Raw genomic sequence first — 25379 nt, 5'->3', positions numbered from 1 at the left:
ATGTGGCGATTTTTTTAACTTATCAAGCTAATGTCATGAATATACTTCAACGATTTAAAATTGATCCATTCTTGCTGACTTTGATTTGCGTTGTGACTACAGCAAGTATTTTTCCATGTAAAGGACAAGCAAAAGTGTTATTTGAGAATCTTACAACTTTTGCTATTGGTCTATTGTTTTTTATGCATGGTGCAAAACTGTCGTTTGATGCGATAATTGTTGGTATAAAAAATTGGCGATTGCATCTGTTGATATTTACTACTACCTTTGTAGTATTCCCTATTTTAGGGGTGATGATGCAGGTACTGGTTCCAACTTTTTTATCAGAAGATCTTTATTTAGGCTTTGTATATCTTTGTGTCCTACCAGCTACCGTTCAGTCAGCCATTGCCTTTACATCAATTGCAAAAGGCAATGTTGCTGCTGCAATCTGTAGTGCTTCTGCATCGACCCTATTAGGTGTCTTTATCACACCGGTATTAGTTGGATTATTAATTCATACTCAAGCTGCTGCTTCAATGAATATATTAGATGCCATTGAATCTATTATGCTTAAACTGATGGTGCCATTTATTGTCGGTCATTTATCAAGACGTTTTATTGGTAAATGGGTAGATAAATATAAAGGTGTAATTTCTAAGACCGATCGTATATCGATATTATTAGTTGTTTATGTGGCTTTTAGTGATGCAGTGGTTAATGGTATTTGGTCGAAAGTCAGCTTTTTATCTCTTTTAGAAATCATTGTGTATTCAATCATCTTATTAACTATTGTGTTATTAATTACGACTTATAGCTCGAGATTCTTGGGTTTTAACAAAGAGGATGAAATTACTATTGTATTTTGTGGCTCTAAAAAAAGTTTAGCGAGTGGTATTCCAATGGCTAGTGTAATTTTTCCTATGTCTATAACAGGCATAATAATTTTACCGCTAATGATTTTCCATCAAGTACAATTAATGATCTGCGCTGTTTTAGCTTCTCATTACGCGAAAAGAAAAATATAAAAATTGTTTTGCTCATTGGGTTATTCTCAAGGATAATAGAAGCGCTATTAACAACAGAAAGATATATTATGTTTCATCTATTTGCTGATTTAGAATTTTCTACGATTATATTACTAGTTTTAGCGCTATTTTTTGTTCTTTTTTATGAGGCAATTAATGGATTTCATGATACCGCAAATGCTGTTGCGACAGTAATATATACTAGAGCATTAAAAGAACAGCTCGCTGTTTTTATGGCTGGTATGTTTAACTTTTTTGGGGTATTACTTGGCGGGCTTAGTGTTGCTTATGCAATCGTTCACCTTTTACCTACTGATTTATTACTTAATGTAAGTTCTTCTCATGGACTTGCAATGGTCTTTTCAATTTTATTTGCTGCTATCATTTGGAATTTGGGTACTTGGTATGTAGGTATTCCTGCTTCTAGTTCTCATACTTTAATTGGTGCAATTATTGGTGTTGCATTGGCCAATGCATTTATTATGGATACATCAATCATTGATGCACTTAATATTCCAAAAATGATACAAATCTTTCTATCATTAATCATTTCACCAATTGTTGGTCTTGTTATTGCTGGATTAATGATTTTTTTATTACGAAAATATTGGACCCGTAAAGGTCAAGGTAAAAAACGTAGTAAAAAAAGAGAACGAATTTTTATGACACCAGAACAGCGTGAAAAGCTATATGGTAAAAAGAAACCGCCATTTTGGATTCGGATTATGCTTATTATTTCAGCCGCTGGTGTAAGTTTCTCGCATGGCGCAAATGATGGGCAAAAAGGTATTGGTTTATTGATGTTAGTATTGATGGGCATTGCACCCGCTGGTTTTATTGTTAACATGGGGGCATCAACTTATGAAATTACCAATACCAGAAATGCGATTCATAATATTGAAGAGTACTTTATCACTCATAATGATGATCTCAATACAGTAATTGGTAAACAGTCAGCAGTTGATACTGCAACTCCTGAAAATGATTTAAATAAATATCATTGTGATTATTCTCGATCCTTCACTACGTTAAGTATTGCTAACAATTTGTTCAATAAAATTAACGATTATGGTTCGCTTAATGTAGATCAACGTTCTCAAACTAGACGTATTTTATTATGTTTATCTGATACGGTATCTCATGTTGCTAAACAACCAAATGTATCAGCAGAAGATAAACAGTACCTAAAATCATTAAATAATGATTTATTAAAAACAATTGAATATGCACCAATTTGGATAATTATCGGAGTAGCTTCAGCACTTGCAGTTGGCACAATGATTGGTTGGCGGCGAGTAGCTATTACTATTGGTGAAAAGATTGGTAAAAAGGGAATGACTTATGCACAAGGGGTTTCAGCTCAAATTACTACAGCGTTATCAATTGGTATAGCAAGCTATACAGGAATGCCTGTATCGACAACACAAGTCCTTTCTTCATCTGTTGCCGGTACGATGATTGTCGATGGTGGAGGAGTGCAAAGTAAAACGATTAAAAATATTGCATTAACCTGGGTTCTTACTTTACCTATTTCAATTTTGTTATCTGGGTCACTTTTTTGGCTTGCTCAAAAATTAATTTAGTAGTAAAAAGGAAGTATAAAATCTTAATTTAATTAGAGCGTCAAAATAGGAAGGAGTGAATATTATGGCTTATAAACACATTTTAGTCGCAGTGGATTTATCACCTGAAAGTGAAGTTCTTGTTGAAAAAGCAGTCTCAATGGCTAGACCATATAATGCTCAAATATCACTCATTCATGTGGGCATCAATTACTCTGACCTTTATACAGGCCTAGTTGATATTAATATGAATGATATGAAAGATCGTATCACTGAAGATGCCCATATTGCATTAAATAAATTAGCTGATGATGCAGGTTATCCAATTGCACATACTCTTTCTGGTAATGGTGAATTTGGACAAGTATTAATTGAAGCTATCCACGAATATGGGGCAGATCTAGTTGTTTGTGGTCATCACCAAGATTTTTGGAGTAAATTAATGTCTTCAGCTCGCCAGCTAATTAATAATACCCATATCGATACATTGATTGTTCCTTTGAAAGATGATGAGCCATCCGAAGAACCATCTAAATGAAACATACGATATGAACCCGCCTTGTAGCGGGTTTTTTTATATATTTTTATCTAAAATTTAGATAGTTATGTTTTCAAACAAGTTGTATATATTTTGGCACCTATTTTTCTTTTCATTCAATATCGGTATACACTTGTAATTATTATGAAGGAGATTGGATATGAATATTGCTTTAGTTACTGGTGCTTCTTCTGGCTTTGGTAAAGCAATTTGCCGAAAACTTATTACTGATGGTTATAAAGTAATTGGTGCAGCCAGACGACTTGATGAATTACAAAAACTTGCACAAGAATTAGGTAATAATTTTTTACCGCTAACTCTTGATGTGACAAAAAAAGACTCTGTTGAAACAATTTTGTTACAGCTGCCTAAAGAGTTTCAGCCTATCGATATATTAATTAACAATGCAGGATTAGCTTTAGGTTTAGCACCCGCATATGAAGCTGATTACAATGATTGGGAAACAATGATTGAAACCAATGTTATTGGATTAGTGCATTTAACATATCAAATATTACCTGGCATGGTAGAGCGTAACTATGGTTATATTATTAATCTTGGATCAGTAGCCGGTACATATCCGTATAAAGGTGGAAATGTTTACGGTGCAACAAAAGCATTTGTTAAGCAGTTTAGTGCTAATTTAAGAACAGATTTATTGGGTAAAAAAATCAGAGTAACAAATATCGAACCCGGATTATGTGGAGGAACAGAGTTTTCCAATGTCCGATTCCATGGTAATGACGAAAAAGCTGCTGCGGTATATAAAGATGTGGATTTTATTACACCAGAAGATATTGCCAATACCGTCTCATGGTTAGTTAATACACCAAATCATTTTAATGTGAATTCAATTGAGATTATGCCGGTCGCACAAGCTTCAGCAGGGTTATCAGTTTGCAAAGAAGTTTAAGGTGAAATTAAATTACCATTATATGATACCGAGGTTTTAAAAAAATAATAAAAAAGTGAATTGAAAAACAAAATAGACTTGCACTTATGTTAATGGATTGCTATTCTTCTTATTTGTGATTTTGATTGAGGTTTTAGCAATGACATTTTCAGAAGTAACAAAAACATTTGCGACAAGCTTACCTGGTACCGATTCGTATGTAAAACTACGTAAGGCTATGAGGTCATTAATCCAAGAAGATCCGAATAACGCATCGGTTTACTTTTTAATTTTTGGATTTGCTCGCACTTATGTGATGTTATATGAAGATCAGGAAGTTTCACCACAATTTGCTGAAGACAATCAAAAATTAATGTTATCGTATCTCAACATACTTGATGAGGCATTACAAAAACAAAATGCCGAAAGTATCTATCAAGCCTTAAATAAGGTAGTGAATGAATACGAAAACAGCAAAAAGGTATTTTAATTATTTACAGCCTGACATGAAAATGTCGGGCTGTTTTGTTTAGGGTTTAGTTAAGGAAAAATAATGAAAATGGTAATGATGATTTCAGGCATTATTGGTACCACCGGCACTATTATGAAATATAGGGCGGGTTGATTTTTCCTTAAAAATATCGAAAAACCCGCCTCCAAAGGCGGGTTTTTTACTTTGTGAAATAAAAAAGTTCTTAAATAGAAATTAAAGTAAAAAGAATTCAAAATATTAGTTTTATCAGTATTTTTTAAAAATTGCATTTTGAATTATCATTGGCATAAGTTAGAAAAATAAGTAAGGTGTGATATGAAAGTTTTAAAATTTGGAGGAACATCTGTTGCCAACGCAGAACGTTTTTTGCGTGTAGCAGAGATTATTGAAAATAATGCTAAACAAGAACAAACGGCAACGGTTTTATCTGCACCAGCTAAAATTACTAATCATCTAGTGGCAATGGTTGAAAAAACCATTGCAAAACAAGATATCCAAACTAATATCTACGATGCTGAAAAAATCTTTGCAGACTTACTAGAAGGTATTTCGAAAGCGGTACCTAATTTTGCCTATGAAGAAATGAAAAAGTTTGCTCTAGATGAGTTAAATAACGTTAAACAACTATTAGAAGGTATTCGGCTATTAGGTCAATGTCCGGATAGTATTAATGCAAGTATCATTTGCAGAGGTGAAAAACTTTCGATTGCAATTATGCAAGAATTGCTGAAAGCGAAAGGTCATGCTGTAACAGTTATTAACCCTGTGGCAATGCTGATTGCTGAGGGGGACTATCTAGAGTCTACAGTTGATATTGTCGAGTCATCGCATCGAATCAGTGAAATGCATATACCTCCAGAAAATATAATTTTGATGCCAGGGTTTACCGCTGGTAATGAAAAAGGAGAATTAGTTGTTCTTGGCCGTAATGGCTCTGATTATTCAGCTTCAGTATTAGCAGCGTGTTTACGTGCCAACAGCTGCGAAATTTGGACTGATGTTGACGGAGTTTATACTTGTGATCCTCGAATTGTGCCTGATGCTAAATTACTAAAAACGATGTCTTATCAAGAAGCTATGGAACTATCGTATTTTGGTGCAAAAGTACTTCATCCAAGAACAATTTTACCTATCGCTCAATTTCAAATTCCATGTTTAATTAAAAATACTAATAATCCAGATGCAGCAGGCACGTTAATCGGCGCTAATGTTGTTGATAGCTCAACACCAGTAAAAGGTATCACTAATTTAAATAACATGGCTATGATTAATGTATCAGGTCCAGGATTAAAAGGCATGGTAGGTATGTCAGCGCGTGTTTTTTCCGCTATGTCTTATGCTGGTATTTCTGTGGTACTTATTACGCAATCATCATCTGAATATAGTATTAGTTTTTGTGTGCCTCAAACCGAACTCTACCGAGCTGAAGAGGCATTAAGTGAAGAATTTTACTTAGAGTTAAAGGATGGCTTACTTGAACCAATTGAAGTTATCGAAAAATTAGCAATTATCTCAGTTGTTGGTGATGGTATGCGTACTTTACGTGGTTTATCGGCTAATTTCTTTACTGCATTAGCCCGAGCCAATATTAATATCGTAGCAATTGCTCAAGGCTCATCGGAACGCTCAATCTCGGTCGTTGTTGATAATGATGTTGCCGTAATGGGTGTACGTGTGACGCATCAAATGCTATTTGGTACTGACAAAATGTTAGATGTGTTTGTTATTGGTGTTGGTGGTGTTGGTGGTGCATTGGTTGATCAAATTGGTCGGCAACAAAAATGGCTTAAAAACAAACAAATCGATTTACGTGTTTGTGGTTTATTTAATTCCAAACACGCTGTACTTAATCGGGATGGTATTGATTTAACAAATTGGCGCGATCAAATAAAACAAAGCGAGACCAATTATACTCTAAATAGCATTATTGATTTTGCCAAAAATAACCGGCTCCTCAATCCAATTTTAGTCGATTGTACTTCAAGTAGCGATGTATCAGATAAATACGTCGATTTTTTAGCTAATGGATTTCATGTTGTAACGCCAAATAAGAAAGCCAATACAAGTTCGATGGCTTATTACCATCGTTTACGGCAAGAAGCAGCTAATAGTAAGCGAAAATTTCAATATGATACTAACGTTGGTGCAGGTTTACCTGTGATAGAAAATTTACAAAATCTACTGAACGCGGGTGATGAATTAATCAAGTTTTCAGGGATTTTATCTGGATCATTGTCTTTCATTTTTGGTAAGTTAGACGAAGGTATGTCATTGTCAGAAGCAACTAAATTAGCGAAAGAAAAAGGTTTTACTGAGCCTGATCCTAGAGATGACTTATCAGGAACAGATGTCGCAAGAAAGCTATTGATTTTAGCTCGGGAGGCTGGATTACAACTAGAACTTGATCAAATTAAAGTTGAGTCAGTATTACCAGCTGAATATTCTAAAGGTAGTATCGATGAATTCATGGCAAAACTACCACAATTAGACGCTCAGTTTAAAGAAAAATCAGAAAAGGCAGCTAAAGAAGGAAAAGTGTTACGTTATGTTGGTAGTATTGATGGAAACCAATGTAGCGTTAAGATAGAATCTGTTGATAATGATGATCCACTTTATAAAGTTAAAAATGGTGAAAATGCTTTAGCATTTTATACTAGGTACTATCAACCAATTCCATTAGTATTACGTGGTTATGGTGCTGGTAATGACGTTACAGCTGCGGGTGTGTTTGCCGATATTTTACGAACCACATCTGGAAAAATTGGAGGCTAAATGAGTCAAAAATCATTAACTGTGTATGCACCTGCATCAATGGCAAATATTAGTGTTGGCTTTGATATTTTAGGTGCAGCAATCAATCCAATTAGTGGTGCGATGTTGGGCGACTGTATTACTATCGAGTCTGCAACTGAGTTTAGCTTTACCAGCCAAGGTCAATTTGTTAAAAATTTACCAAAGGATCCCAAATTAAATATTGTTTATCAATGTTGGCAGCGTTTTTGTAAAGCCATAGGGAAAACATTACCGATAAAAATGACGCTTGAAAAAAACATGCCTATTGGTTCTGGATTAGGTTCAAGCGCTTGCTCTGTTGTTGGTGCTTTTGTTGCGTTAAATAAGTTTTTTAATGAACCATTTAATAAATTTGAATTGCTCTCCATGATGGGCGAACTTGAAGGCTGCATTTCTGGTAGTGTGCATTATGATAATGTTGCTCCTTGCTATTTAGGTGGAATGCAACTTATTCTCGACGAAATGGGCATTATAAGTGAGTCAATACCTCATTTTGAAAATTGGTATTGGGTGATGGCTTATCCTGGTATTAAAGTTTCTACAGCTGAAGCTCGAGCAATATTACCAGCTCAATATCAAAAAGCCGATTGTGTCGCGCACGGTCGTTACGTAGGTGGTTTTTTACATGCTTGTTATACTAAACAACCAAAACTTGCAGCAGCAATGTTGATTGATAATATTGCAGAACCTTATCGTAAACAATTGCTACCTAATTTCGATGAAACACAAAAAAAGGTCAAACAACTTGGTGCACTAGCCTCGGGTATATCAGGCTCAGGGCCGACGATGTTTGTGGTGGCCGACAACCTTGAAACTGCGCAGCAGATTGAGTCGTTGTTAAAAAGTTCTTATCTACAAAATGAAGAAGGTTTTACTCATATTTGTAAAATAGATCCACAAGGTGCAAGAGAGATTTAAGTTATTAAACAAAACAATAATATTAAATCAATAAGAAAACAATTAAAGCATAAAAGAATTGGAACACATTATGAAACTGTATAACTTAAAAGATCATTCAGAGCAAGTTAGTTTCGCGCAGGCGGTACAACAAGGTTTAGGGAAAGAACAAGGTTTATTTTTTCCAGAACAATTGCCAAAATTTTCATCTGCAGAAATAGAAGCACTTTTAAAAATGGACTTTATAACACGTAGTGCCAAAATTTTATCGGCGTTTATTGGCAATGAAATTAGCGATAATGATATGCATCGATTAGTGCAAAACGCATTCCAATTTCCAGCTCCAGTTAAATCAGTAGAAGATGATATTGGAACATTAGAACTTTATCATGGCCCAACATTAGCATTCAAAGACTTTGGTGGACGCTTTATGGCTCAGGCTTTAGTCCAAGTGGCAGCAGATAAAAAGATTACTATCTTAACAGCAACCTCTGGTGATACTGGTGCTGCTGTCGCCCATGCGTTTTATCACTTACCCAATATTCGTGTAGTGATTTTATATCCGGAAGGTAAAATTAGTCCGTTACAAGAAAAACTATTTTGTACTTTAGGCGATAACATTCACACAATTGCTATTCAAAGTGATTTTGATGCCTGCCAAGCTTTAGTTAAAAAAGCGTTTGATGATGAAGAGCTAAAAACTACAATAGGTTTAAACTCAGCTAACTCGATTAATATCAGTCGGCTTTTAGCTCAAATTTGCTATTATTTTGAGGCTTATGCACAGCTTACGCCAAAACAACGCGAACAATTAGTTATTTCAGTACCAAGTGGTAATTTTGGTGATTTAACTGCTGGTTTACTAGCTAAAACGATGGGGTTACCAATTAAACGCTTTATTGCTGCTACTAATGCTAATGATACGGTTCCACGTTATTTAGAAACAGGAATATGGGAACCCCATAAAACTGTGGCAACATTATCAAATGCTATGGATGTTAGTCAGCCAAACAACTGGCCAAGAATCGAAGAAATTTATAAACGAGAAGGTTGGGTACTTAAATCATTAGGGCATGCAGCTGTTTCTGATTCCGTTTCCGTAGAAACGGTTAAGGAATTAGATAAAAAAGGATATTTATCCGAGCCTCATGGTGCTATTGCTTATCGTGCATTACGAGACCAGTTGCAAGAAGGGGAGTATGGTTTATTTTTGGGTACAGCTCATCCAGCTAAGTTTAAAGAAGTAGTTGAGGATATCCTTGGCCGATCAATCTCGCTACCACAACCTCTGGCTGAACGAGCTGATATGCCTTTACTTTCTCACCATATGCCTGATGATTTTAATAAATTACGTGATTTCTTAATCTCATTGACATGGTAAATTCAATTCCCGTCACCAGATTGGTGACGGTTTTTAGCTTTTTTGAATTATAAGTTAATTAATAGAGCTAGTTTATATTACTTTGTTGATAACTTGTTTAAATGGCTAATTTCGGCTATTGTAATGTAAGTTAAAACGTTATCAGGATATATTTATGCACTGTCCGTTTTGTAATGCAGATGATACAAAAGTTATTGATTCTCGTTTAGTTGGTGAAGGGTTTCAGGTTCGTCGTCGTCGACAATGTGTCGAATGTAATGAACGTTTTACGACATTTGAAGTGGCTGAATTAATTATGCCTAATGTTATTAAAAGCAATAAAGTTCGCGAACCTTTCAATGAAGATAAACTCCGCAATGGTATAAAACGAGCACTAGAAAAACGCCCTGTTAGTTTTGATGCAATTGAAGATGCAATTACTCGAATTAAATCGAAACTGAGAGCAACAGGAGAAAGGGAAGTACCGGCCAAATTAATTGGTAATTTTGTTATTGAAGAGCTTAAAAATCTTGATAAAGTTGCCTATATTCGTTTCGCATCTGTCTATTTTAGCTTTGATGATATTGAACAATTCAGTAATGAAATTGCTAAGTTACAACAAAAGTAATCCTCATTATGACTATGAATAAAGATCAATTTTATATGCAGCAAGCTATTGAGCTTGCTAAACTTGGTCGCTTCACTACTACCCCTAATCCTAATGTCGGTTGTATCATTGTTAAAAATGATCACATCATTGGTAAAGGTTTTCATATGAAAGCTGGTTTACCTCATGCAGAAGTCTATGCGCTAAAAATGGCTGGTGATGAAGCTAAAGATGCTACGGCTTATGTAACGCTAGAGCCTTGCAGCCATTATGGAAGAACGCCTCCTTGCGCAGATGCACTGGTTAAATCGGGAATTAAACGAGTTGTTATTGCTATGCAGGATCCTAATCCCAATGTCGCAGGACAAGGTATAAAGAGATTAACTGATGCAGGCATTGAAGTTTGTGTTGGCGTGTTAGCTGATCAAGCCGAAGCCATTAATAAAGGCTTTTTAAAACGGATGCGAACAGGTTTGCCATTTGTACAACTAAAAATGGCAGTTTCTTTAGATGGTAAAATAGCTATGGCATCAGGCGAAAGTAAATGGATAACCTCCGTTGCGGCAAGACAAGATGTTCAGCAATATAGAGCTCAGGCAAGTTGTATCTTAAGTACCAGAAAAACAGTTCAGGAAGATAATGCGAGTTTAACGGTTAGATATAATGAATTACCTAATTCAATTAAAGAAATTTACCCTTCTACCGAAATTCGTCAACCTATACGAGTGATAATCGATAGCAAAAATCAAATGACGGGTGATGAAAATATCTTTAATCAGCCTGGTGAAACTTGGTTGGTTAGAAAGCAAAATGTTCTAATATCATCACCAAATACAAAACTTATCATTGAATCATCAAACAGTCATCAAGTCGACTTATTAGAATTATTATCCATATTAGCCAAGCAGCAAATAAATTCTGTATGGGTTGAAGCTGGATCTCATTTAGCCGGTGCGCTAATTGAGCAAAATCTCGTGGATGAGTTAATCATCTATTATGCACCTAAATTACTTGGTCATAATGCACAAGATATGTTTGTATTACCTCACTTACAAAAACTTTCGTTAGCACCTCAGTTCCGATTTGAATCTGTTGAAATGGTGGGTGATGATCTGAAAATAATGTTGAGGAACGGGGTTTTTTGATAACTTTTATTTAAATATATTGTGCTATTTAATAATTTTTGAGTTGTTAATATTCTATTTTAACGATTAACTATATCTCTGTAATTTAAAAATAAAGTACAAACTGAGTATATTTTTACACTACTTAATCGGTTCAGTTCCTTTCTAGGGTTTATCGTTTACAACTTGTATGATAAATTTTATCTGTTTTTGAGTTAGGTATTTATCTTTTAACATAGGATGTGAAATGGCTAAAGTATCTTCGGCACAATTAAAGCGGCGATTGGAAATTGCTGCGATTGTGCGCAAAAATGGAGAAATAAAAGTTGATGAGTTATCTGACATGCTACAAGTTTCTCATGTAACTATTCGTCAGGATTTAACATATTTAGAACATCAAGGGTATTTAAAACGTTTTTTTGGGCGAGCAATCTATATTTCGCCTGAAGATTTTATTAGCAATTCAAATAGTGTGTATCCAAGTCGTTTGGCATCATATCTTAATACTGATAATAGTGATGTTAATTTAGTAAAAAGCTGTCTAAATTATATTGAAGATGGTGATACAATTTTTTTAAGTCATGGTCATTTAATTCGAAAATTGATCCCTTTTCTGCATAATAAAAAATCATTAACAGTTATTTTAAATGATATTAATAACGCGAAACTCATTAGAGAATTCTCAGATGCAGAAGTGATTCTTGTTGGTGGTTTTTTAATAAATGGTAATGTACTACAGCATCCTAACTTTTCATCATCTATATTAACGCAATTCCCAATATCACATTTTATATTCGAATTCGCAGCTATTAATACTAACAATTATTTAGCTATTCAAGATATTGAACATCAAGAACTTTATCAACAGATATTAAAAAGTTCAGATCATTCTATAGGTATTTTACCACCAAGAATCAGCAGTAATGATAATCATACTATTGGTAAATTAAAAAACATGGATGTTATTATTTTATCCCGCTCCGCTGTTAATGAATATCATCAACTATTGCTTAATTCTAATTTTAAACAACATACAACAACTAAATATTCTGTGACTTACCATAATGCATTGGAGGCCTAATTAACATGGATGTTAAAATTTGTACAATGGGCGAATTGTTTGTTGAATTTGTTGCTAAGGAATTCAATCAACGGTTTGATTATACAAATGAATATATTGGACCATACCCTAGTGGAGCCCCGGCTATCTTTGCAAATCAAGTTGCCAAATTAGGTTTTCCAGTTATCTTTTTAAGTTGTGTAGGAAAAGATCCTTTTGGAAAAATGTGCATTAACCGACTTAAACAAGATGGGGTTAATGTTAATGGGATCACTTCTCACAATAAAGTAAAAACAGCTAGCGCATTTTCAACGCAAATTGGTCCAAAAGAGCGAAGTTTAATTTATAACGTTTTAAATAGTGCCTGTGGCTTAATTTCATTTGATCATGTGAATGAAGCTTTATTAAAAGACTGCAATCATTTACATATTATGGGATCATCACTTTATTCATTTCGAGCCATTGATGCAATGTGCAAAGTAATAAATTTTATTAAAAGCCATGGTGGAACTGTTTCTTTTGATCCTAATTTGCATAAAGAAATGTCGGAGATTCGTGAGATAGAACAGTCTTTTAGTTATATATTAGAATTTACCGATATCATTTTGATTAATGAAACACAAGTTAGGTATTTTTCTGAAAATTATGAAAGTGATGAAGAAACGATTAAAGCTTTATTGGAGAAAGGTATCAAACATCTCGTGGTGAAAAAAGGCAGTGATGGTGCAAATTATTATTGTTGCGATGATAAAAATAATATTAATACAATTTATTCTAAGGGTTTTAGTATTGATGCGATTGACCATTCGGGTGCTGATTACTGCTTTGATGCAACTTTTGTGAGTTTACTACTGTCAGGATTTAGTGTTGAACAGACTTTAATGTATGCAAATGCTTGTTATGCGTTGTCTTCATCTTATAAAGGGCCAATGGAAGGAACATCATCCCTTATCGCGATTGAAAAATTCTTATCGGAAAATATAAATAATTAATCTTATTTCAAACCCTAAAAAAATCCCAATAACAATGTTATTGGGAAAACATAAGGAATAGGAAAACAATGAAATAAATTCATTGTTGTACATATTATGCACTCTTTTCAGATGTGTTTTAGTTAAGATATGCGTAGGTTTAGTTAAATTGTTAGTATTTGTTTTGTTAATAAATAGTAAATCTTTTAACTGATTTCGTTATAAGAATATTTCAAGTAATGAATTTAAAAATAATTTCCCATGCTCTGTGATTTGCCAACATTGGTTGTTATCAATCAAATATTTTTTTTCAACAGCAGTCGATATCTGCTTATCAATAGAGTGTAAAGGTAAAAAAGTTCGTTGTTCAAATTCGGATTTAGGTGTGGCTTCAAATAATCTAAATCTATTCATAAAAAATTCAAATGCTAACTCATCTTTAGGGACAGTATAAGATTGTTCCAAATAGCGTCCTTCTAAATATCCTTTAGGATGTTTTGTTTTTACGGTGCGAATAATTGTGCCATCATTTTGGGTTAATTTTCCATGAGCACCACAACCAATACCGATATAATCACCAAACCGCCAATAATTTAAATTATGTTGGCATTGATAATTGGCCTTTGCATAAGCAGATGTTTCATATTGTAGGTAACCATGCTTAGTTAATAATTGATGGCCTTGTTGATAAATATCCCATAACATATCATCATCAGGTAAAACAGGCGGTTTAGAACCAAATAAAGTGTTAGGTTCTATTGTAAGTTGATACCAAGATAAATGTGGCGGTGCAATTTCTATTGCCTGTTTTAGATCACTTAATGCATCACATACTGTTTGATTAGGCAAGCCATGCATTAAATCTATATTAAAGCTTTTTAAGTTTAAATTTTGTGCTAATTTTCCAGCATCTATTGCTTCTTGCGGATTATGAACTCGTCCTAATTTTGCAAGCTTATCTGCTTGAAAGCTTTGTACACCAATTGATATTCGATTAATTCCAGCTTGTTGATATCCCTTAAATCTTTCTACATCAACTGAATTAGGATTGGCTTCAATTGTTATTTCTGCGTCGTGATTAATTGGTATAATTTTATTTATACTCATTAATAATTTATTAATTAAATCCGCGGAGAAAAGACTGGGTGTACCTCCACCAATAAAAATAGAGTCAATAGAACGATCATTTGAAAGCATGACGTCTTGTTTTAAATCATTAATTAAATGATTTATATATGCTGAATAATCGGGCGTTTTCTTCATGTTATGTGAATTAAAATCACAATATGGACACTTTTGTACACACCATGGCATATGTATATATAAACTCAACGGGATTTTATATTGAACCATATACCTTTCCTCAAATTTTTAAAAAAAGTGTCAGCAACTGATAAGAAATAGCCGGCTATATTACTCCAATTTAGTAAAAAAAGCTTTTATTCCGTTTTTATAATTCGAATAATGCGCGTACAATTAATGACTAAAGACGATGTTCGCCAAGCAAATTAGATAGTTAGGAGTAAATATGAGTATTATTAAGCAGATTTTAGATAGTGATTTATCAAGTACATCAGTGAGTGCATCAGTTAATCAATGTACATTTGGTGAATTGCCTGTCATAGTGATTAAACATAAAACGTGTTCAGCAGCAGTATCGTTACAAGGTGCTCATCTTTTATTTTGGCAACCTTCAACAGAACCGACACCGGTTATTTGGTTAAGTCAAAAAGCTAACTTTAAAAAAGAAGTTGCAATTAGAGGGGGAGTACCAATTTGTTGGCCATGGTTTGGTAAATTGGGTGATCCTATGCATGGTTTTGCGCGTCTGGTTGAATGGAAATTAGATTCTTGCAAAGAAGATAATAATGGAGTGAATTTAACTTTATCATTAACTAATAATCAGCAAACAGAACAGTTTTTCACAAAACCTTTCCAAGCTTGGTTAACCATTCATGTTGGACAAACGTGTGAAGTGAATTTATCTTGCACTGGGGATTTCGAAGCAACAAGTGCATTACATACTTATTTTGAAGTTAATAATATTAATGATGTCACTGTTAAAGGTTTAGGCGATTCTTATCAAGAACGCTTAGCAGTTGAAAATAAACCATCAATTTCAGGGCAACTTACCTTTAATCAAGAGGTTGATCGCATTTACACCCATGCGGATGACTCAATCCTTATTACCGATGGTAAACGAACAATTAAATTAACTAATGTTAATGCAAGTGATGTTGTTACTTGGAATCCTTGGATAGATAAAGCTAAAGCAATGGCGGATTTTGCTGATGAAGAATATCAATCTATGGTATGTGTTGAAACGTGTCGTATTAATAAGGCGTTAAAATTATCGCCAATACAGAAATCAACATATGGATTTAAGATTGAAGTTATTTAATCATTAGATTTTGATATTGCAAACGCAATCAATATAAGACTATATCTTTATTAAACTGATTATTTGATTGCGTTTACAATCATAACACTTTATAATCCTTAGCGCTTTTTAGAGCATCAATTTTATAGCCAACTACTGGGTCGCCTGTAATTGGTTTTTTATTTAGAATAAACAAGAGAAATCAATATGTTTAAATTTAAAGCAGAAGTTAGAAAAGAGCATGGTAAGGGTGCGAGCCGCCGCCTGCGTCACGCTGGTCAGTTCCCAGCAATTGTTTATGGTGGAACAGAACCTGCAATTTCTATTGTGTTAGATCACAATCAAATTTTCAATATGCAAGAAAAACCAGAGTTTTATTCTGAAGTACTAACTATTGAAATTGACGGTAAAGCAGTTAAAGCTAAAGTGCAAGCAGTACAACGTCATCCATTTAAACCAAAATTAGTTCACATGGATTTTGTACGCGCATAATCATATGTTTGTTGAAAAATCATTCAACAATATCTTTAAATAAAAGGTCACCTAAATGGTGACCTTTTATTTTTTACTATAGTCTTAAAACGACAAATACCTATTGTTATAATTTATTCTATTAACTTGATGTATATTGGTATCAAACATAATAAAATAAATTGTAGATTACACCATTTTAGGAGAAACTCATGTCTGATATCCCAGCTTGCGATTTGGTAATTTTTGGCGCTAAAGGGGATTTAACAAGGCGCAAACTCTTACCGTCTCTATATCAATTAGAAAAATATGGAAAGTTGCCAAAGCAGACAAAAATTTTAGGTGTAGGTAGAGCTGATTGGGATCAAGCCGCTTACACTGAGGTTGCAAAAGATGCGTTAACCACATTTATGACTGAACCACTAGATGAAAGTATTTGGCAACGTTTTAGCCAACGCCTTAACTTTCATAAATTAGATGTTAATGACATTGCCGGTTTTAATTTATTAAAAGATAAGCTTGAAAAGTCACATCCTGCTATTTTCTATTTTGCGATGCATCCCAATGCCTTTGGTACGATTTGCCAAGGGTTAGCTGAAGCAGGTTTAAATCAGGCTCAAAATAGAATTGTAATGGAAAAACCTCTAGGCTTTGATCTGCAATCATCAAAGGAAATTAATGATTCAGTTGCAAAATTTTTCAGTGAATCACAAGTTTATCGTATCGACCATTACTTAGGAAAAGAGTCAGTTTTAAATTTACTTGCACTTCGTTTCGCTAATCCTGTATTTGCTTCGCTTTGGGATAGAAATTCTATTGATCATGTTGAAATCACTGTTGCAGAACAAGTAGGAATTGAAGGTCGCTGGGGTTATTTTGATAAAGCGGGTCAAATGCGTGATATGGTGCAAAACCATTTATTACAAATTCTGACGATGATTGCCATGTCTCCACCTGCAAATCTTGAAGATAATAGCTTGCGTAGAGAAAAGATTGCTGTACTTAATGCATTACGTCCAATTAATAAAGCAAATATCCGTGAAAAAGTTGTTAGAGGACAATATACTGCAGGGTTTGTTAATGGTATCAATGTTCCTGGTTATTTAGAAGAAGATGGTGCAAACAAACAAAGTAATACGGAAACATTTGTTGCTATTCGAGTTGATATTGATAATTGGCGTTGGGCGGGTGTGCCTTTTTATTTACGAACCGGAAAACGTTTACCAAGCAAGTGTTCTGAAGTAGTAGTTTATTTTAAATCTTTACCCCTTAATTTATTTAGTGAGTCTTATTCTGAACTACCGCAGAATAAACTAACAATTCGTCTACAGCCAGATGAAGGTATGGATATTGAAATTTTAAATAAGGTGCCAGGATTAGACAGTACACATAATTTACAAACGACTAAGTTAGATTTAAGTTTTAGTGAAACTTTTCATCAACAAAGTGCTGATGCTTATGAGCGGTTGTTACTTGAAGTGATGCGAGGAAGACAAGCATTATTTGTTCATCGAGATGAAGTAGAGGCAGCTTGGAAATGGGTTGATTCAATTATTAGTGCCTGGAAATTAGATAATGAACCACCTAAAACTTATCCTGCTGGTACTTGGGGGCCTGTCGCTTCGGTTGCTTTGATAACTAAAGATGGTCATTCATGGCATGAGTTTGAATAGAGGAATTTAACAATATGTTTACATTAAAAAAATATCCAAATAGTCAATTATTAATTGAAGATTTAGCTGCTTATATTGTCAAAGATTTGAAACAAGCTATTGATAAAAAGGGACATGCTTCTATTGCTGTATCAGGTGGTAAAACACCTATTCCATTATTTAAACTATTAAGCCAACAAGATTTAGATTGGCACAATGTTTTTATTACATTAGTAGATGATAGATGGGTAGATGATACCGATGATGCTAGTAATGAAAAATTAGTGTTAACTTACTTATTACAAAATAAAGCTAAATTGGCCAATTTTGTAGGTTTAAAAAATAGTTGTGATAATCCATTTGATGGTGTAGAAATTACAGACAAAATTTTAAATAAAATTCCTATGCCTTTAGATGTTTTAATCTTAGGAATGGGAGAAGATGGTCATACTGCCTCACTTTTCCCTGGTGCGGCAAATTTGCGGGCTGGTTTGGATATGAAATCAGGTCGCAAAGTTGTTGGAATGACTCCATTGACGGCTCCATTAGACCGTATTACTTTAACATTACCAACTATTTTAGATAGTCAAAATATCTATCTGCATTTAGTAGGAGAAAGCAAAATGCAGGTATTACAACAAGCAGAAAAGGGAGATGATATTAATCAAATGCCAATTCGTGCAATACTGCAACAAAACAAAGTCAATGTAATTGGTTTTTGGACAGCATCTTAACTGAACAATCAACTTTGCCAGTTTTACTGGCAAAGCTCTCATTTCTGGTCTTATATTAAAACACCTATTGAGCTATTTTTAATCATTAATAAATTGATTATTTGTGACTTTTTTTATTATTAGTTTGTTTCGGATATTAATAAACACTGTTAATAATTTCGTCTTACCATTTCTAAGCGCTTCACTTAATTTGTTAGTGCTCACTTATTATCTTATTAATTTCTTAAATTGTTAGAAATTAATTGATTAAATATCTATTATTTTTGTAACTTTTGTGGTAAAAAGTGGGGTTAAGTGGTAAAAAATAGGTTTTTAATTAACATATTGATTTTTTCAATAATTTAAAAACAATAAAAATTAACAATTACGGTGCTTTTATGTTTAGTGGTGCAATTTCAGTCAATTTAGATAGCAAAGGGCGAATAGCAATCCCTACTCGTTATCGTGAATTTTTGCCTGATGGTTTAGTTTGTACCATTGGTTTATATCACCCTTGTTTGACACTTTATTCAATGACTGAATGGCAAAAAATTGAATTACAGCTATCAACATTATCAACAGTTGTTGAAGCAGAACGAAGAATTAAAAGACTATTATTAGGTTATGCAACGGAATGTAATTTAGATAATGCAGGACGTATTTTACTTCCACCAACTTTACGTACTTATGCAAAACTAGAAAAACATACCATGTTTGTTGGCCAATCTAATAAATTTGAGATATGGGATGAAGCAATTTGGTATCAACAAATTAGTGATGACATTGCCACATTATCAACAGATGTTGAAAACTTATCAGAAAATTTAAAAAGTCTAACAATTTAATAAGAGTAAATAAAGATGGATTATCAACATAAAACTGTTTTGTTAAATGAAGCTGTGGCTGCATTAAATATAAAAAAAAACGGTATTTATATTGATGGTACTTTTGGGCGTGGTGGTCATTCTAGGTTAATTCTTGAACAATTGGGCGAACAAGGGAAACTAATTGCAATTGACCGAGATGAACGTGCTGAACAAGCCGCACTTAATATAACCGATCCTAGGTTTACTTTTATTCGAGGAGAGTTTTCGAATGTACATCAATATATCAATGATTTAGGGTTGTTAGGTAATATTGATGGCTTTTTATTAGATCTGGGGGTTTCATCTCCACAATTAGATGATCCTGAAAGAGGATTTTCTTTTATGCGAGATGGACCACTTGATATGCGGATGAATAACCGCAAAGGTGTAACTGCAAGTGAGTGGTTACTAAATAGTGATGAAAATGATATCGCATGGGTTTTAAAAACTTTTGGGGAAGAAAAGTTTGCCAAAAGGATTGCACGTGCAATTGTGGAACAGAATAAAGTTTCACCAATTACTCGTACATTAGAATTAGCAAATCTAATTGAAAAAGCAACACCGAAAAAAGACAAAAATAAACACCCAGCAACACGCTCGTTCCAAGCTATTCGCATTTATATAAATAGTGAATTGGAAGAAGTTGAGCAAGCCTTAAATAGTAGTTTGTCAGTGCTTGCTGCTCAAGGAAGACTTGCAGTTATTAGTTTTCATTCATTAGAAGATAGAATTGTAAAACAATTTATAAATAAACAGAGTAAAGGTCCTAATTTACCAGCTGGCTTACCATTAACAGAACAACAAATTAAACAATATGGTGATGCTAAATTAAAATCACTTGGCAAAATTAAGCCAAGCAATAATGAAATATATGGTAACCCGCGTTCTCGAAGCGCGATATTAAGGATAGCAGAAAGGAAAAATGAATAGTAACAATGAAATTTATCAAAGAACAAGTGTAGATATACACAATCAAAAAAGACCCAGCAAAAGTTTATTTGGATTAATCCTTAGTGATTTGCTCGGCCATCAAAAAATTTCATTATTGTTATTGGTTTTTATTATTATTTCTGCTGGAGCTGTATTAGTTATAACCCAGCAAGTCCGTAAACAATTATTTGAACGTGAACAATTATTACTCGAACAAGATGTTTTAGAAAGTGAATGGCGTAATTTAGTTATTGAGGAAAATGTACTTGCTGATCCAAAACGTGTTGAAGATAAAGCTAAAAATCAATTGGGCATGTCATATGTGACACCGCAAAATGAAACCGTTATTGTGATAAAGAGTAAATAATGAAGTTTGCTAATAAAAGAGATAATGTAAAACATACTACAAAGTCGAATAAAGGGAATAAATTAAATAGTAAAAAACAAATTTTTACCCTCACTCGATTTTATATTGTTTATGGTTTTATTATTTTAGCAATTATTGGTTTACTTGTCCGATTGGCAATTTTACAAATAATAGAACCTGATAAGTTAATTGCTGAAGCCAATAAACGTTCAATTCGTCATCAAGAAATGAGCGCACCTCGAGCAATGATTACGGATCGTAATGGCAGAGCATTGGCTGTTAGTGTACCTATGTATGATGTTTGGGCTGATCCGAAAATTGTTGTACAAAAAGGCGGAGTTGATCCTAATGATATCCGTTGGCAAGGATTAGCAAAGACATTGAATATTCCAATGTCGACACTAGAGCAAAAATTGAGTAATCCATCAATGCGTTTTGTTTATTTGTCTAAACAAATTACACCAACAATATCGGATTATTTGAAACAATTAAAATTACCTGGTATTTCGTTTGCCAAAACATCTAAACGTTATTATCCAGCAGCTGAAAATATAGCACAATTAATCGGTTTAACTGACATTGATGAAAATGGAACGGAAAAAGGTTCAGAAGGAATTGAAAAAAGCTTTAATAAATGGCTGATTGGTGAATCAGGACAACGTGTTGTTAGGCGAGATCGCGTTGGTAGAGTTATAGAAGAATTAGAAAGGACTGAAAGTGAAGTTGCTTCTGATTTGACATTAAGTATTGATGAACGTTTACAATCGCTCGTTTACAGTGAACTTAGTCAAGCTGTGGAATTTAACAAAGCTGATAGTGGCACAGCTGTTTTAATTGATGTTCACACGGGTGAAATATTGGCCATGGCAACCAGTCCATCCTATAACCCGAATAATCGCTCTTCAATTGATTATAGTTTATTACGAAATCGAGCGATAACAGATGCATTTGAGCCAGGTTCAACAGTTAAACCTTTAGTTGTTATGGCTGCATTAGAGAAAAAAATAGCTGATTTAAACACGGTTATTGATACTAGACCTTTTTTGGTAAATCGTTATGAAATCAAAGATGTGTCTTATCAAAAAGCCCTAAATTTGGCTGGTATCCTTGAAAAATCAAGTAACGTCGGTGTGAGTAAGTTAGCTTTACAAATGCAATCAGGTGACCTTGTTGAGTTTTATAGCCGTTTTGGGTTAGGACAACCAACTGAACTTGGTTTAGGCGGAGAAGTGAGTGGTTCAATTGCTGCTGATAGAACAAGAAAATGGGCTGATATAGAAAGAGCGACGTTTTCTTTTGGTTATGGATTAAGTGTTACCCCACTACAGCTAGCTAGGGCTTATGCAACTATTGGTAGCTATGGTGTTTATCGACCTGTTTCAATATTAAAAATTAACGAGCCAGTAGAAGGTAAACGAGTTGTAGCTGAAAAAACAGCTAAAACAGTAGTGCAATTAATGGAAGCGGTTGCTGTGACTGGAGGTGGTACCAAAGCTTCTGTCCCTGGATATAGTGTAGGTGTTAAAACGGGTACAGCTAAAAAATTATCTGGTGGACGATATGTTAATCAATATTTAGCTTATACCGCTGGTATTGCACCAGCAACAGGACCTAAATATTCACTGGTTGTTGTTATCGATAATCCAAAAGCTGGGCAATATTATGGTGGTTCTGTTTCAGCCCCTGTTTTTAGCCGTATTATGGGGGGAGTTCTTAGAACAATGAATGTAAAACCAGATCGTCAAGTTGATGGTCAAATGATTGTATATTAATAGGTAATAAATAATGGCAACAAGCACATTTAAAACTTTATATAACTTATTAGGTGGGAATCAACTACCAGTAGATGATTTCCCGCTTAATCAATTAGTAATTGATAGTCGGAAAGTGCAAAAAGGAGATGTGTTTGTAGCTATTAAAGGGTATACCGTTAATGGTAAAGATTTTATTCCTCAAGCAATTTCATCAGGTGCTGTTCTTGTTTTAACTGAAACAAACAGAAAATCAAATGATTTGAAAATTGATTACCTAAATCAAAAAGACGAGAAAGTTATTCCTCAAATAAGTGTATTTCAACTTTCTCAAAAATTATCAAAAATTGCAGCTGATTTTTATCATTCACCTTCTAAACATTTATCTGTAATTGGAGTAACAGGGACAAACGGTAAAACGACAATTACGCAGTTGATTGCACAATGTGCAACTTTATTAAATAAAAAATCCGCATTGTTAGGCACGATTGGTAATGGTGTTTACAATCATCTCGAACCCTCGCCAAACACAACTTTATCTGCTGTAGAAGTTCAGTCTTATCTAGCTGATTTTGTAGCAAAACGTGTTCAAGTTGTGGCAATGGAAATTTCTTCCCATGGGTTATCGATGAATCGGGTAAAAGAATTACATTGTGCAGCGACAGTATTTATTAATCTAAGCCGAGATCATCTTGACTATCATAAAACGATGAATAGATATGCTAAGGCAAAATGGTCGCTATTTAGTTCTGATGAAAAAGAAAAGCAGGTAGCTAGTTCAGGAAAACCCATTATTAATTATGATGATGCTTATGGACGACGTTGGATTGATAAATTATCAAAAGCTACTGCAGTATCTTGCCAACCTAAGTCCTTGCGACGCTTGAAGATGATGGATAACCCTTTTGTTGGTGTGTCAATGATTGAATATCATGATAAAGGTGCCGAAATTCATATGGAATCAAGTTGGGGTAATGCCATTATTCATAGCCGATTACTAGGTGAATTTAATGTATCAAATTTACTATTAGCAATCGCAACATTACTAACACTTGATTATCCATTTTTTGCAGTAGTCAATATGGCATCGTATCTTAAGCCAATATGTGGTCGCATGGAAGTGATACACGTGAAAAATAGCCCAACGGTAATCATTGATTATGCCCATACACCTGACGCTCTACAAAAAGCATTACAAGCAAGCCGCATTCATTGCAAAGGTAAATTATGGGTAATTTTTGGCTGTGGAGGCGATAGAGATACAGGTAAAAGACCATTAATGGGGGAAGTTGCTGAACAGTTTGCCGATAAAATTGTATTAACTAATGATAATCCTCGTACTGAAGATGAAATAAAAATTATTCATGATATACAAGAAGGGCTAACTGACATTAAAAATACACAAGTTATTACTGATAGAGTTGAGGCTATCACAAAGACCCTAGCTCAAGCCAAACCTGATGATGTTATTCTAATAGCTGGGAAAGGACATGAAGATTATCAGATTATAGGTATAACAAAGCATCATTATTCAGATCAAGAAACCGTAAAACAGATTTTAGGAGTAGAGAATCAATCATGATTCCTTTAGATATTAAGCAAGTTGAAAAAATAGTTAATGGGACTTCTTATCATATTCAAGATGAGAGATTAACTATTGAAGAAATTTGTACTGATTCACGAAAAATTACTCATAAATCACTATTTATTGCATTAGTGGGTGATAAATTTGATGGTCATTTATTTGCTAAACAAGCTATTAAAGATGGAGCTTGTTTGGTAATTGCTAATCACAAACTCGACGATGATATTCCTCAAATAGTAGTAAATGATACCCATTTAGCATTAGGTCAAATCGCTTCATTTGTGCGAGATCAAAGCTCAGCTAAAATTGTCGCGTTGACGGGTTCATCAGGTAAAACATCTGTGAAAGAAATGACTGCTACTATTTTACAGCAGTGTGGTGAAACACTTTATACTCAAGGTAATTTTAATAATGATATTGGAGTTCCATTAACGTTATTAAGATTATCAAAGCAAGATCAATTTGCAGTTATTGAACTGGGTGCAAATCATATTGGTGAAATTGCTTATACCACTCGTTTAGTTAAACCAAATAGTGCACTCATTAATAATATTGCTTTAGCTCATATTGAAGGTTTTGGTTCACTTGAAGGGGTAGCAACAGCTAAAGGTGAAATCTTTGAAGGGCTTTCAGAAAACGGCATCGCGATTATTAATTTAGATAGTTGTTCTGATAATTGGTTAAAAGAGCTAAATAATAAAACTGTTTGGACCTTTTCTTTACATAATTCTTCTGCTGATTTTTATGCTAGTAATATAAAAGTAATGGATCAGACTATTTTCACATTGTGCACACCAATTGGTGAGAGTGAAATCACCTTACCATTAGTTGGTGAGCATAATGTATCTAATGCAATTGCTGCTGCAGCTTTAGCAATATCAGTAGGTGCAACTTTAATAGAAGTTAAGAAGGGATTAGCAACGTCGAAATCAGTGAAAGGGCGTCTTTACCCAATTAAATTAAATCAAACTCAATTAATTTGGGATGATTCCTATAATGCTAATGTTGGGTCAATGTCGGCTGCTATTAATGTTTTAGCAACTCAACCAGGTTATCGAGTTTTAGTTGTAGGTGATATGGCGGAATTGGGACATAACGCAAAAAATTATCATCAACAAATTGGTGAATTAGCTAAACAACAAAAAATTGATTGTGTTGTCAGTATTGGTGATTTAAGCGAATTGATTAGCCAATTTAGTGGTGTTGGACACCATTTTGTTGATAAACATAAAGCAGTGGAGTTTTTGTTAACGTTATTACAAAAATATCCAAACTTAACTATGTTAGTCAAAGGTTCGCGTAGTGCAAGAATGGAAGAATTAATCACAGAAATTCAATTAAAAACAGGTCAGGATTAAAA

The 25379-nt window shown here is 33.9% G+C and carries 23 protein-coding genes; 22 read left to right on the top strand and 1 reads right to left on the bottom strand.

The window, feature by feature from the left end; translation table 11 throughout:
- The first annotated feature begins 35 nt into the window (after nucleotides 1-35).
- The 12 genes from A9G08_RS03490 (at nucleotide 36) to A9G08_RS03435 (ending at nucleotide 13325) form a co-directional block, all read left to right on the top strand.
- Nucleotides 36-1007 carry a bile acid:sodium symporter family protein gene (locus A9G08_RS03490; RefSeq protein ID WP_065562471.1) on the top strand — a complete coding sequence of 324 codons (972 nt, stop codon included), beginning with the start codon at nucleotides 36-38 and terminating at the stop codon, nucleotides 1005-1007.
- A 68-nt stretch (nucleotides 1008-1075) separates the two neighbouring features.
- Entirely contained in the window at nucleotides 1076-2590 is a 1515-nt protein-coding gene (gene pitA, locus A9G08_RS03485) for an inorganic phosphate transporter PitA (RefSeq protein ID WP_065562346.1), read from the top strand.
- A gap of 64 nt (nucleotides 2591-2654) precedes the next feature.
- Nucleotides 2655-3107 (top strand): universal stress protein UspA, encoded by a 453-nt coding sequence (gene uspA, locus A9G08_RS03480; protein ID WP_065562345.1) that lies wholly within the window; start codon nucleotides 2655-2657, stop codon nucleotides 3105-3107.
- A 160-nt stretch (nucleotides 3108-3267) separates the two neighbouring features.
- A complete protein-coding gene (locus tag A9G08_RS03475; RefSeq protein WP_065562344.1) occupies nucleotides 3268-4020 on the top strand; it encodes an SDR family oxidoreductase in 753 nt (250 codons plus the stop codon).
- A 139-nt stretch (nucleotides 4021-4159) separates the two neighbouring features.
- Nucleotides 4160-4489, top strand: coding sequence for a hypothetical protein (locus A9G08_RS03470; RefSeq protein WP_065562343.1), 330 nt, complete (start codon nucleotides 4160-4162; stop codon nucleotides 4487-4489).
- Nucleotides 4490-4807: 318 nt separating this feature from the next.
- The gene (thrA, locus tag A9G08_RS03465) at nucleotides 4808-7264 is read left to right on the top strand and encodes a bifunctional aspartate kinase/homoserine dehydrogenase I (RefSeq protein ID WP_065562342.1); all 2457 of its coding nucleotides are present in this window, start codon (nucleotides 4808-4810) and stop codon (nucleotides 7262-7264) included.
- Nucleotides 7265-8203 (top strand): homoserine kinase, encoded by a 939-nt coding sequence (thrB, locus tag A9G08_RS03460; RefSeq protein ID WP_065562341.1) that lies wholly within the window; start codon nucleotides 7265-7267, stop codon nucleotides 8201-8203.
- Between the two features lie 70 nt (nucleotides 8204-8273).
- Nucleotides 8274-9563 (top strand): threonine synthase, encoded by a 1290-nt coding sequence (gene thrC / locus A9G08_RS03455; protein WP_065562340.1) that lies wholly within the window; start codon nucleotides 8274-8276, stop codon nucleotides 9561-9563.
- A 154-nt stretch (nucleotides 9564-9717) separates the two neighbouring features.
- Nucleotides 9718-10170 (top strand): transcriptional regulator NrdR, encoded by a 453-nt coding sequence (gene nrdR / locus A9G08_RS03450; protein WP_034882816.1) that lies wholly within the window; start codon nucleotides 9718-9720, stop codon nucleotides 10168-10170.
- A gap of 14 nt (nucleotides 10171-10184) precedes the next feature.
- Complete coding sequence (ribD, locus tag A9G08_RS03445; RefSeq protein ID WP_141673915.1) at nucleotides 10185-11294, top strand: bifunctional diaminohydroxyphosphoribosylaminopyrimidine deaminase/5-amino-6-(5-phosphoribosylamino)uracil reductase RibD; 1110 nt, start codon at nucleotides 10185-10187, stop codon at nucleotides 11292-11294.
- 226 nt (nucleotides 11295-11520) lie between these two features.
- Entirely contained in the window at nucleotides 11521-12354 is an 834-nt protein-coding gene (locus tag A9G08_RS03440) for a DeoR/GlpR family DNA-binding transcription regulator (RefSeq protein ID WP_065562338.1), read from the top strand.
- A 5-nt stretch (nucleotides 12355-12359) separates the two neighbouring features.
- Nucleotides 12360-13325 carry a sugar kinase gene (locus A9G08_RS03435; RefSeq protein ID WP_065562337.1) on the top strand — a complete coding sequence of 322 codons (966 nt, stop codon included), beginning with the start codon at nucleotides 12360-12362 and terminating at the stop codon, nucleotides 13323-13325.
- A 198-nt stretch (nucleotides 13326-13523) separates the two neighbouring features.
- Here A9G08_RS03435 and hemW read toward each other — a convergent pair whose 3' ends face one another.
- Nucleotides 13524-14657: a radical SAM family heme chaperone HemW gene (gene hemW / locus A9G08_RS03430; RefSeq protein ID WP_065562336.1), complete on the bottom strand. Its 1134-nt coding sequence runs from the start codon at nucleotides 14655-14657 to the stop codon at nucleotides 13524-13526.
- A gap of 175 nt (nucleotides 14658-14832) precedes the next feature.
- Here hemW and A9G08_RS03425 point away from each other — a divergent pair, with 175 nt between their 5' ends.
- The 10 genes from A9G08_RS03425 to murF all read left to right on the top strand — a co-directional run bounded on the left by A9G08_RS03425 (nucleotide 14833) and on the right by murF (nucleotide 25377).
- Complete coding sequence (locus A9G08_RS03425) at nucleotides 14833-15705, top strand: D-hexose-6-phosphate mutarotase (protein ID WP_065562335.1); 873 nt, start codon at nucleotides 14833-14835, stop codon at nucleotides 15703-15705.
- Nucleotides 15706-15891: 186 nt separating this feature from the next.
- Nucleotides 15892-16176, top strand: coding sequence for a 50S ribosomal protein L25 (rplY, locus tag A9G08_RS03420; protein WP_065562334.1), 285 nt, complete (start codon nucleotides 15892-15894; stop codon nucleotides 16174-16176).
- A gap of 191 nt (nucleotides 16177-16367) precedes the next feature.
- Nucleotides 16368-17828 (top strand): glucose-6-phosphate dehydrogenase, encoded by a 1461-nt coding sequence (gene zwf, locus A9G08_RS03415; protein ID WP_065562333.1) that lies wholly within the window; start codon nucleotides 16368-16370, stop codon nucleotides 17826-17828.
- Between the two features lie 14 nt (nucleotides 17829-17842).
- Entirely contained in the window at nucleotides 17843-18541 is a 699-nt protein-coding gene (gene pgl / locus A9G08_RS03410) for a 6-phosphogluconolactonase (RefSeq protein ID WP_065562332.1), read from the top strand.
- Between the two features lie 377 nt (nucleotides 18542-18918).
- Nucleotides 18919-19365 carry a division/cell wall cluster transcriptional repressor MraZ gene (gene mraZ, locus A9G08_RS03405; protein ID WP_065562331.1) on the top strand — a complete coding sequence of 149 codons (447 nt, stop codon included), beginning with the start codon at nucleotides 18919-18921 and terminating at the stop codon, nucleotides 19363-19365.
- A gap of 9 nt (nucleotides 19366-19374) precedes the next feature.
- On the top strand, nucleotides 19375-20316 hold the full coding sequence (gene rsmH / locus A9G08_RS03400) for a 16S rRNA (cytosine(1402)-N(4))-methyltransferase RsmH (protein WP_141673911.1): 942 nt from the start codon (nucleotides 19375-19377) through the stop codon (nucleotides 20314-20316).
- Nucleotides 20309-20683 carry a cell division protein FtsL gene (gene ftsL, locus A9G08_RS03395; protein ID WP_065562329.1) on the top strand — a complete coding sequence of 125 codons (375 nt, stop codon included), beginning with the start codon at nucleotides 20309-20311 and terminating at the stop codon, nucleotides 20681-20683. Before rsmH ends, ftsL begins: the two co-directional genes overlap by 8 nt.
- Entirely contained in the window at nucleotides 20683-22455 is a 1773-nt protein-coding gene (gene ftsI / locus A9G08_RS03390; protein WP_081299465.1) for a peptidoglycan glycosyltransferase FtsI, read from the top strand. The genes ftsL and ftsI overlap by 1 nt, the downstream gene beginning before the upstream one ends.
- Before the next feature lie 13 nt (nucleotides 22456-22468).
- Nucleotides 22469-24016 (top strand): UDP-N-acetylmuramoyl-L-alanyl-D-glutamate--2,6-diaminopimelate ligase, encoded by a 1548-nt coding sequence (gene murE / locus A9G08_RS03385; RefSeq protein WP_065562328.1) that lies wholly within the window; start codon nucleotides 22469-22471, stop codon nucleotides 24014-24016.
- A complete protein-coding gene (murF, locus tag A9G08_RS03380; protein WP_065562327.1) occupies nucleotides 24013-25377 on the top strand; it encodes a UDP-N-acetylmuramoyl-tripeptide--D-alanyl-D-alanine ligase in 1365 nt (454 codons plus the stop codon). Before murE ends, murF begins: the two co-directional genes overlap by 4 nt.
- The last annotated feature ends 2 nt before the right edge of the window (nucleotides 25378-25379 follow it).

The sequence above is a fragment of the Gilliamella sp. wkB195 genome, assembly GCF_001690445.1.
In the GTDB taxonomy this organism is placed as follows: Bacteria; Pseudomonadota; Gammaproteobacteria; order Enterobacterales; family Orbaceae; genus Gilliamella; species Gilliamella apicola_E.
Note: the sequence above shows the minus strand (reverse complement) of the source record. Positions and strands in the feature narration are given on the sequence as shown.

Coding starts and splice junctions, on each gene's coding strand:
- rplY (WP_065562334.1), top strand. CDS start 15,892: ATGTTTAAATTTAAAGCAGAAGTTAGAAAAGAGCATGGTAAGGGTGCG.
- A9G08_RS03490 (WP_065562471.1), top strand. CDS start 36: ATGAATATACTTCAACGATTTAAAATTGATCCATTCTTGCTGACTTTG.
- thrC (WP_065562340.1), top strand. CDS start 8,274: ATGAAACTGTATAACTTAAAAGATCATTCAGAGCAAGTTAGTTTCGCG.
- ftsI (WP_081299465.1), top strand. CDS start 20,683: ATGAAGTTTGCTAATAAAAGAGATAATGTAAAACATACTACAAAGTCG.
- ribD (WP_141673915.1), top strand. CDS start 10,185: ATGAATAAAGATCAATTTTATATGCAGCAAGCTATTGAGCTTGCTAAA.
- thrA (WP_065562342.1), top strand. CDS start 4,808: ATGAAAGTTTTAAAATTTGGAGGAACATCTGTTGCCAACGCAGAACGT.
- uspA (WP_065562345.1), top strand. CDS start 2,655: ATGGCTTATAAACACATTTTAGTCGCAGTGGATTTATCACCTGAAAGT.
- murE (WP_065562328.1), top strand. CDS start 22,469: ATGGCAACAAGCACATTTAAAACTTTATATAACTTATTAGGTGGGAAT.
- thrB (WP_065562341.1), top strand. CDS start 7,265: ATGAGTCAAAAATCATTAACTGTGTATGCACCTGCATCAATGGCAAAT.
- pgl (WP_065562332.1), top strand. CDS start 17,843: ATGTTTACATTAAAAAAATATCCAAATAGTCAATTATTAATTGAAGAT.
- A9G08_RS03425 (WP_065562335.1), top strand. CDS start 14,833: ATGAGTATTATTAAGCAGATTTTAGATAGTGATTTATCAAGTACATCA.
- A9G08_RS03475 (WP_065562344.1), top strand. CDS start 3,268: ATGAATATTGCTTTAGTTACTGGTGCTTCTTCTGGCTTTGGTAAAGCA.
- A9G08_RS03470 (WP_065562343.1), top strand. CDS start 4,160: ATGACATTTTCAGAAGTAACAAAAACATTTGCGACAAGCTTACCTGGT.
- ftsL (WP_065562329.1), top strand. CDS start 20,309: ATGAATAGTAACAATGAAATTTATCAAAGAACAAGTGTAGATATACAC.
- pitA (WP_065562346.1), top strand. CDS start 1,076: ATGTTTCATCTATTTGCTGATTTAGAATTTTCTACGATTATATTACTA.
- nrdR (WP_034882816.1), top strand. CDS start 9,718: ATGCACTGTCCGTTTTGTAATGCAGATGATACAAAAGTTATTGATTCT.
- A9G08_RS03440 (WP_065562338.1), top strand. CDS start 11,521: ATGGCTAAAGTATCTTCGGCACAATTAAAGCGGCGATTGGAAATTGCT.
- zwf (WP_065562333.1), top strand. CDS start 16,368: ATGTCTGATATCCCAGCTTGCGATTTGGTAATTTTTGGCGCTAAAGGG.
- murF (WP_065562327.1), top strand. CDS start 24,013: ATGATTCCTTTAGATATTAAGCAAGTTGAAAAAATAGTTAATGGGACT.
- hemW (WP_065562336.1), bottom strand. CDS start 14,657: ATGGTTCAATATAAAATCCCGTTGAGTTTATATATACATATGCCATGG.
- A9G08_RS03435 (WP_065562337.1), top strand. CDS start 12,360: ATGGATGTTAAAATTTGTACAATGGGCGAATTGTTTGTTGAATTTGTT.
- mraZ (WP_065562331.1), top strand. CDS start 18,919: ATGTTTAGTGGTGCAATTTCAGTCAATTTAGATAGCAAAGGGCGAATA.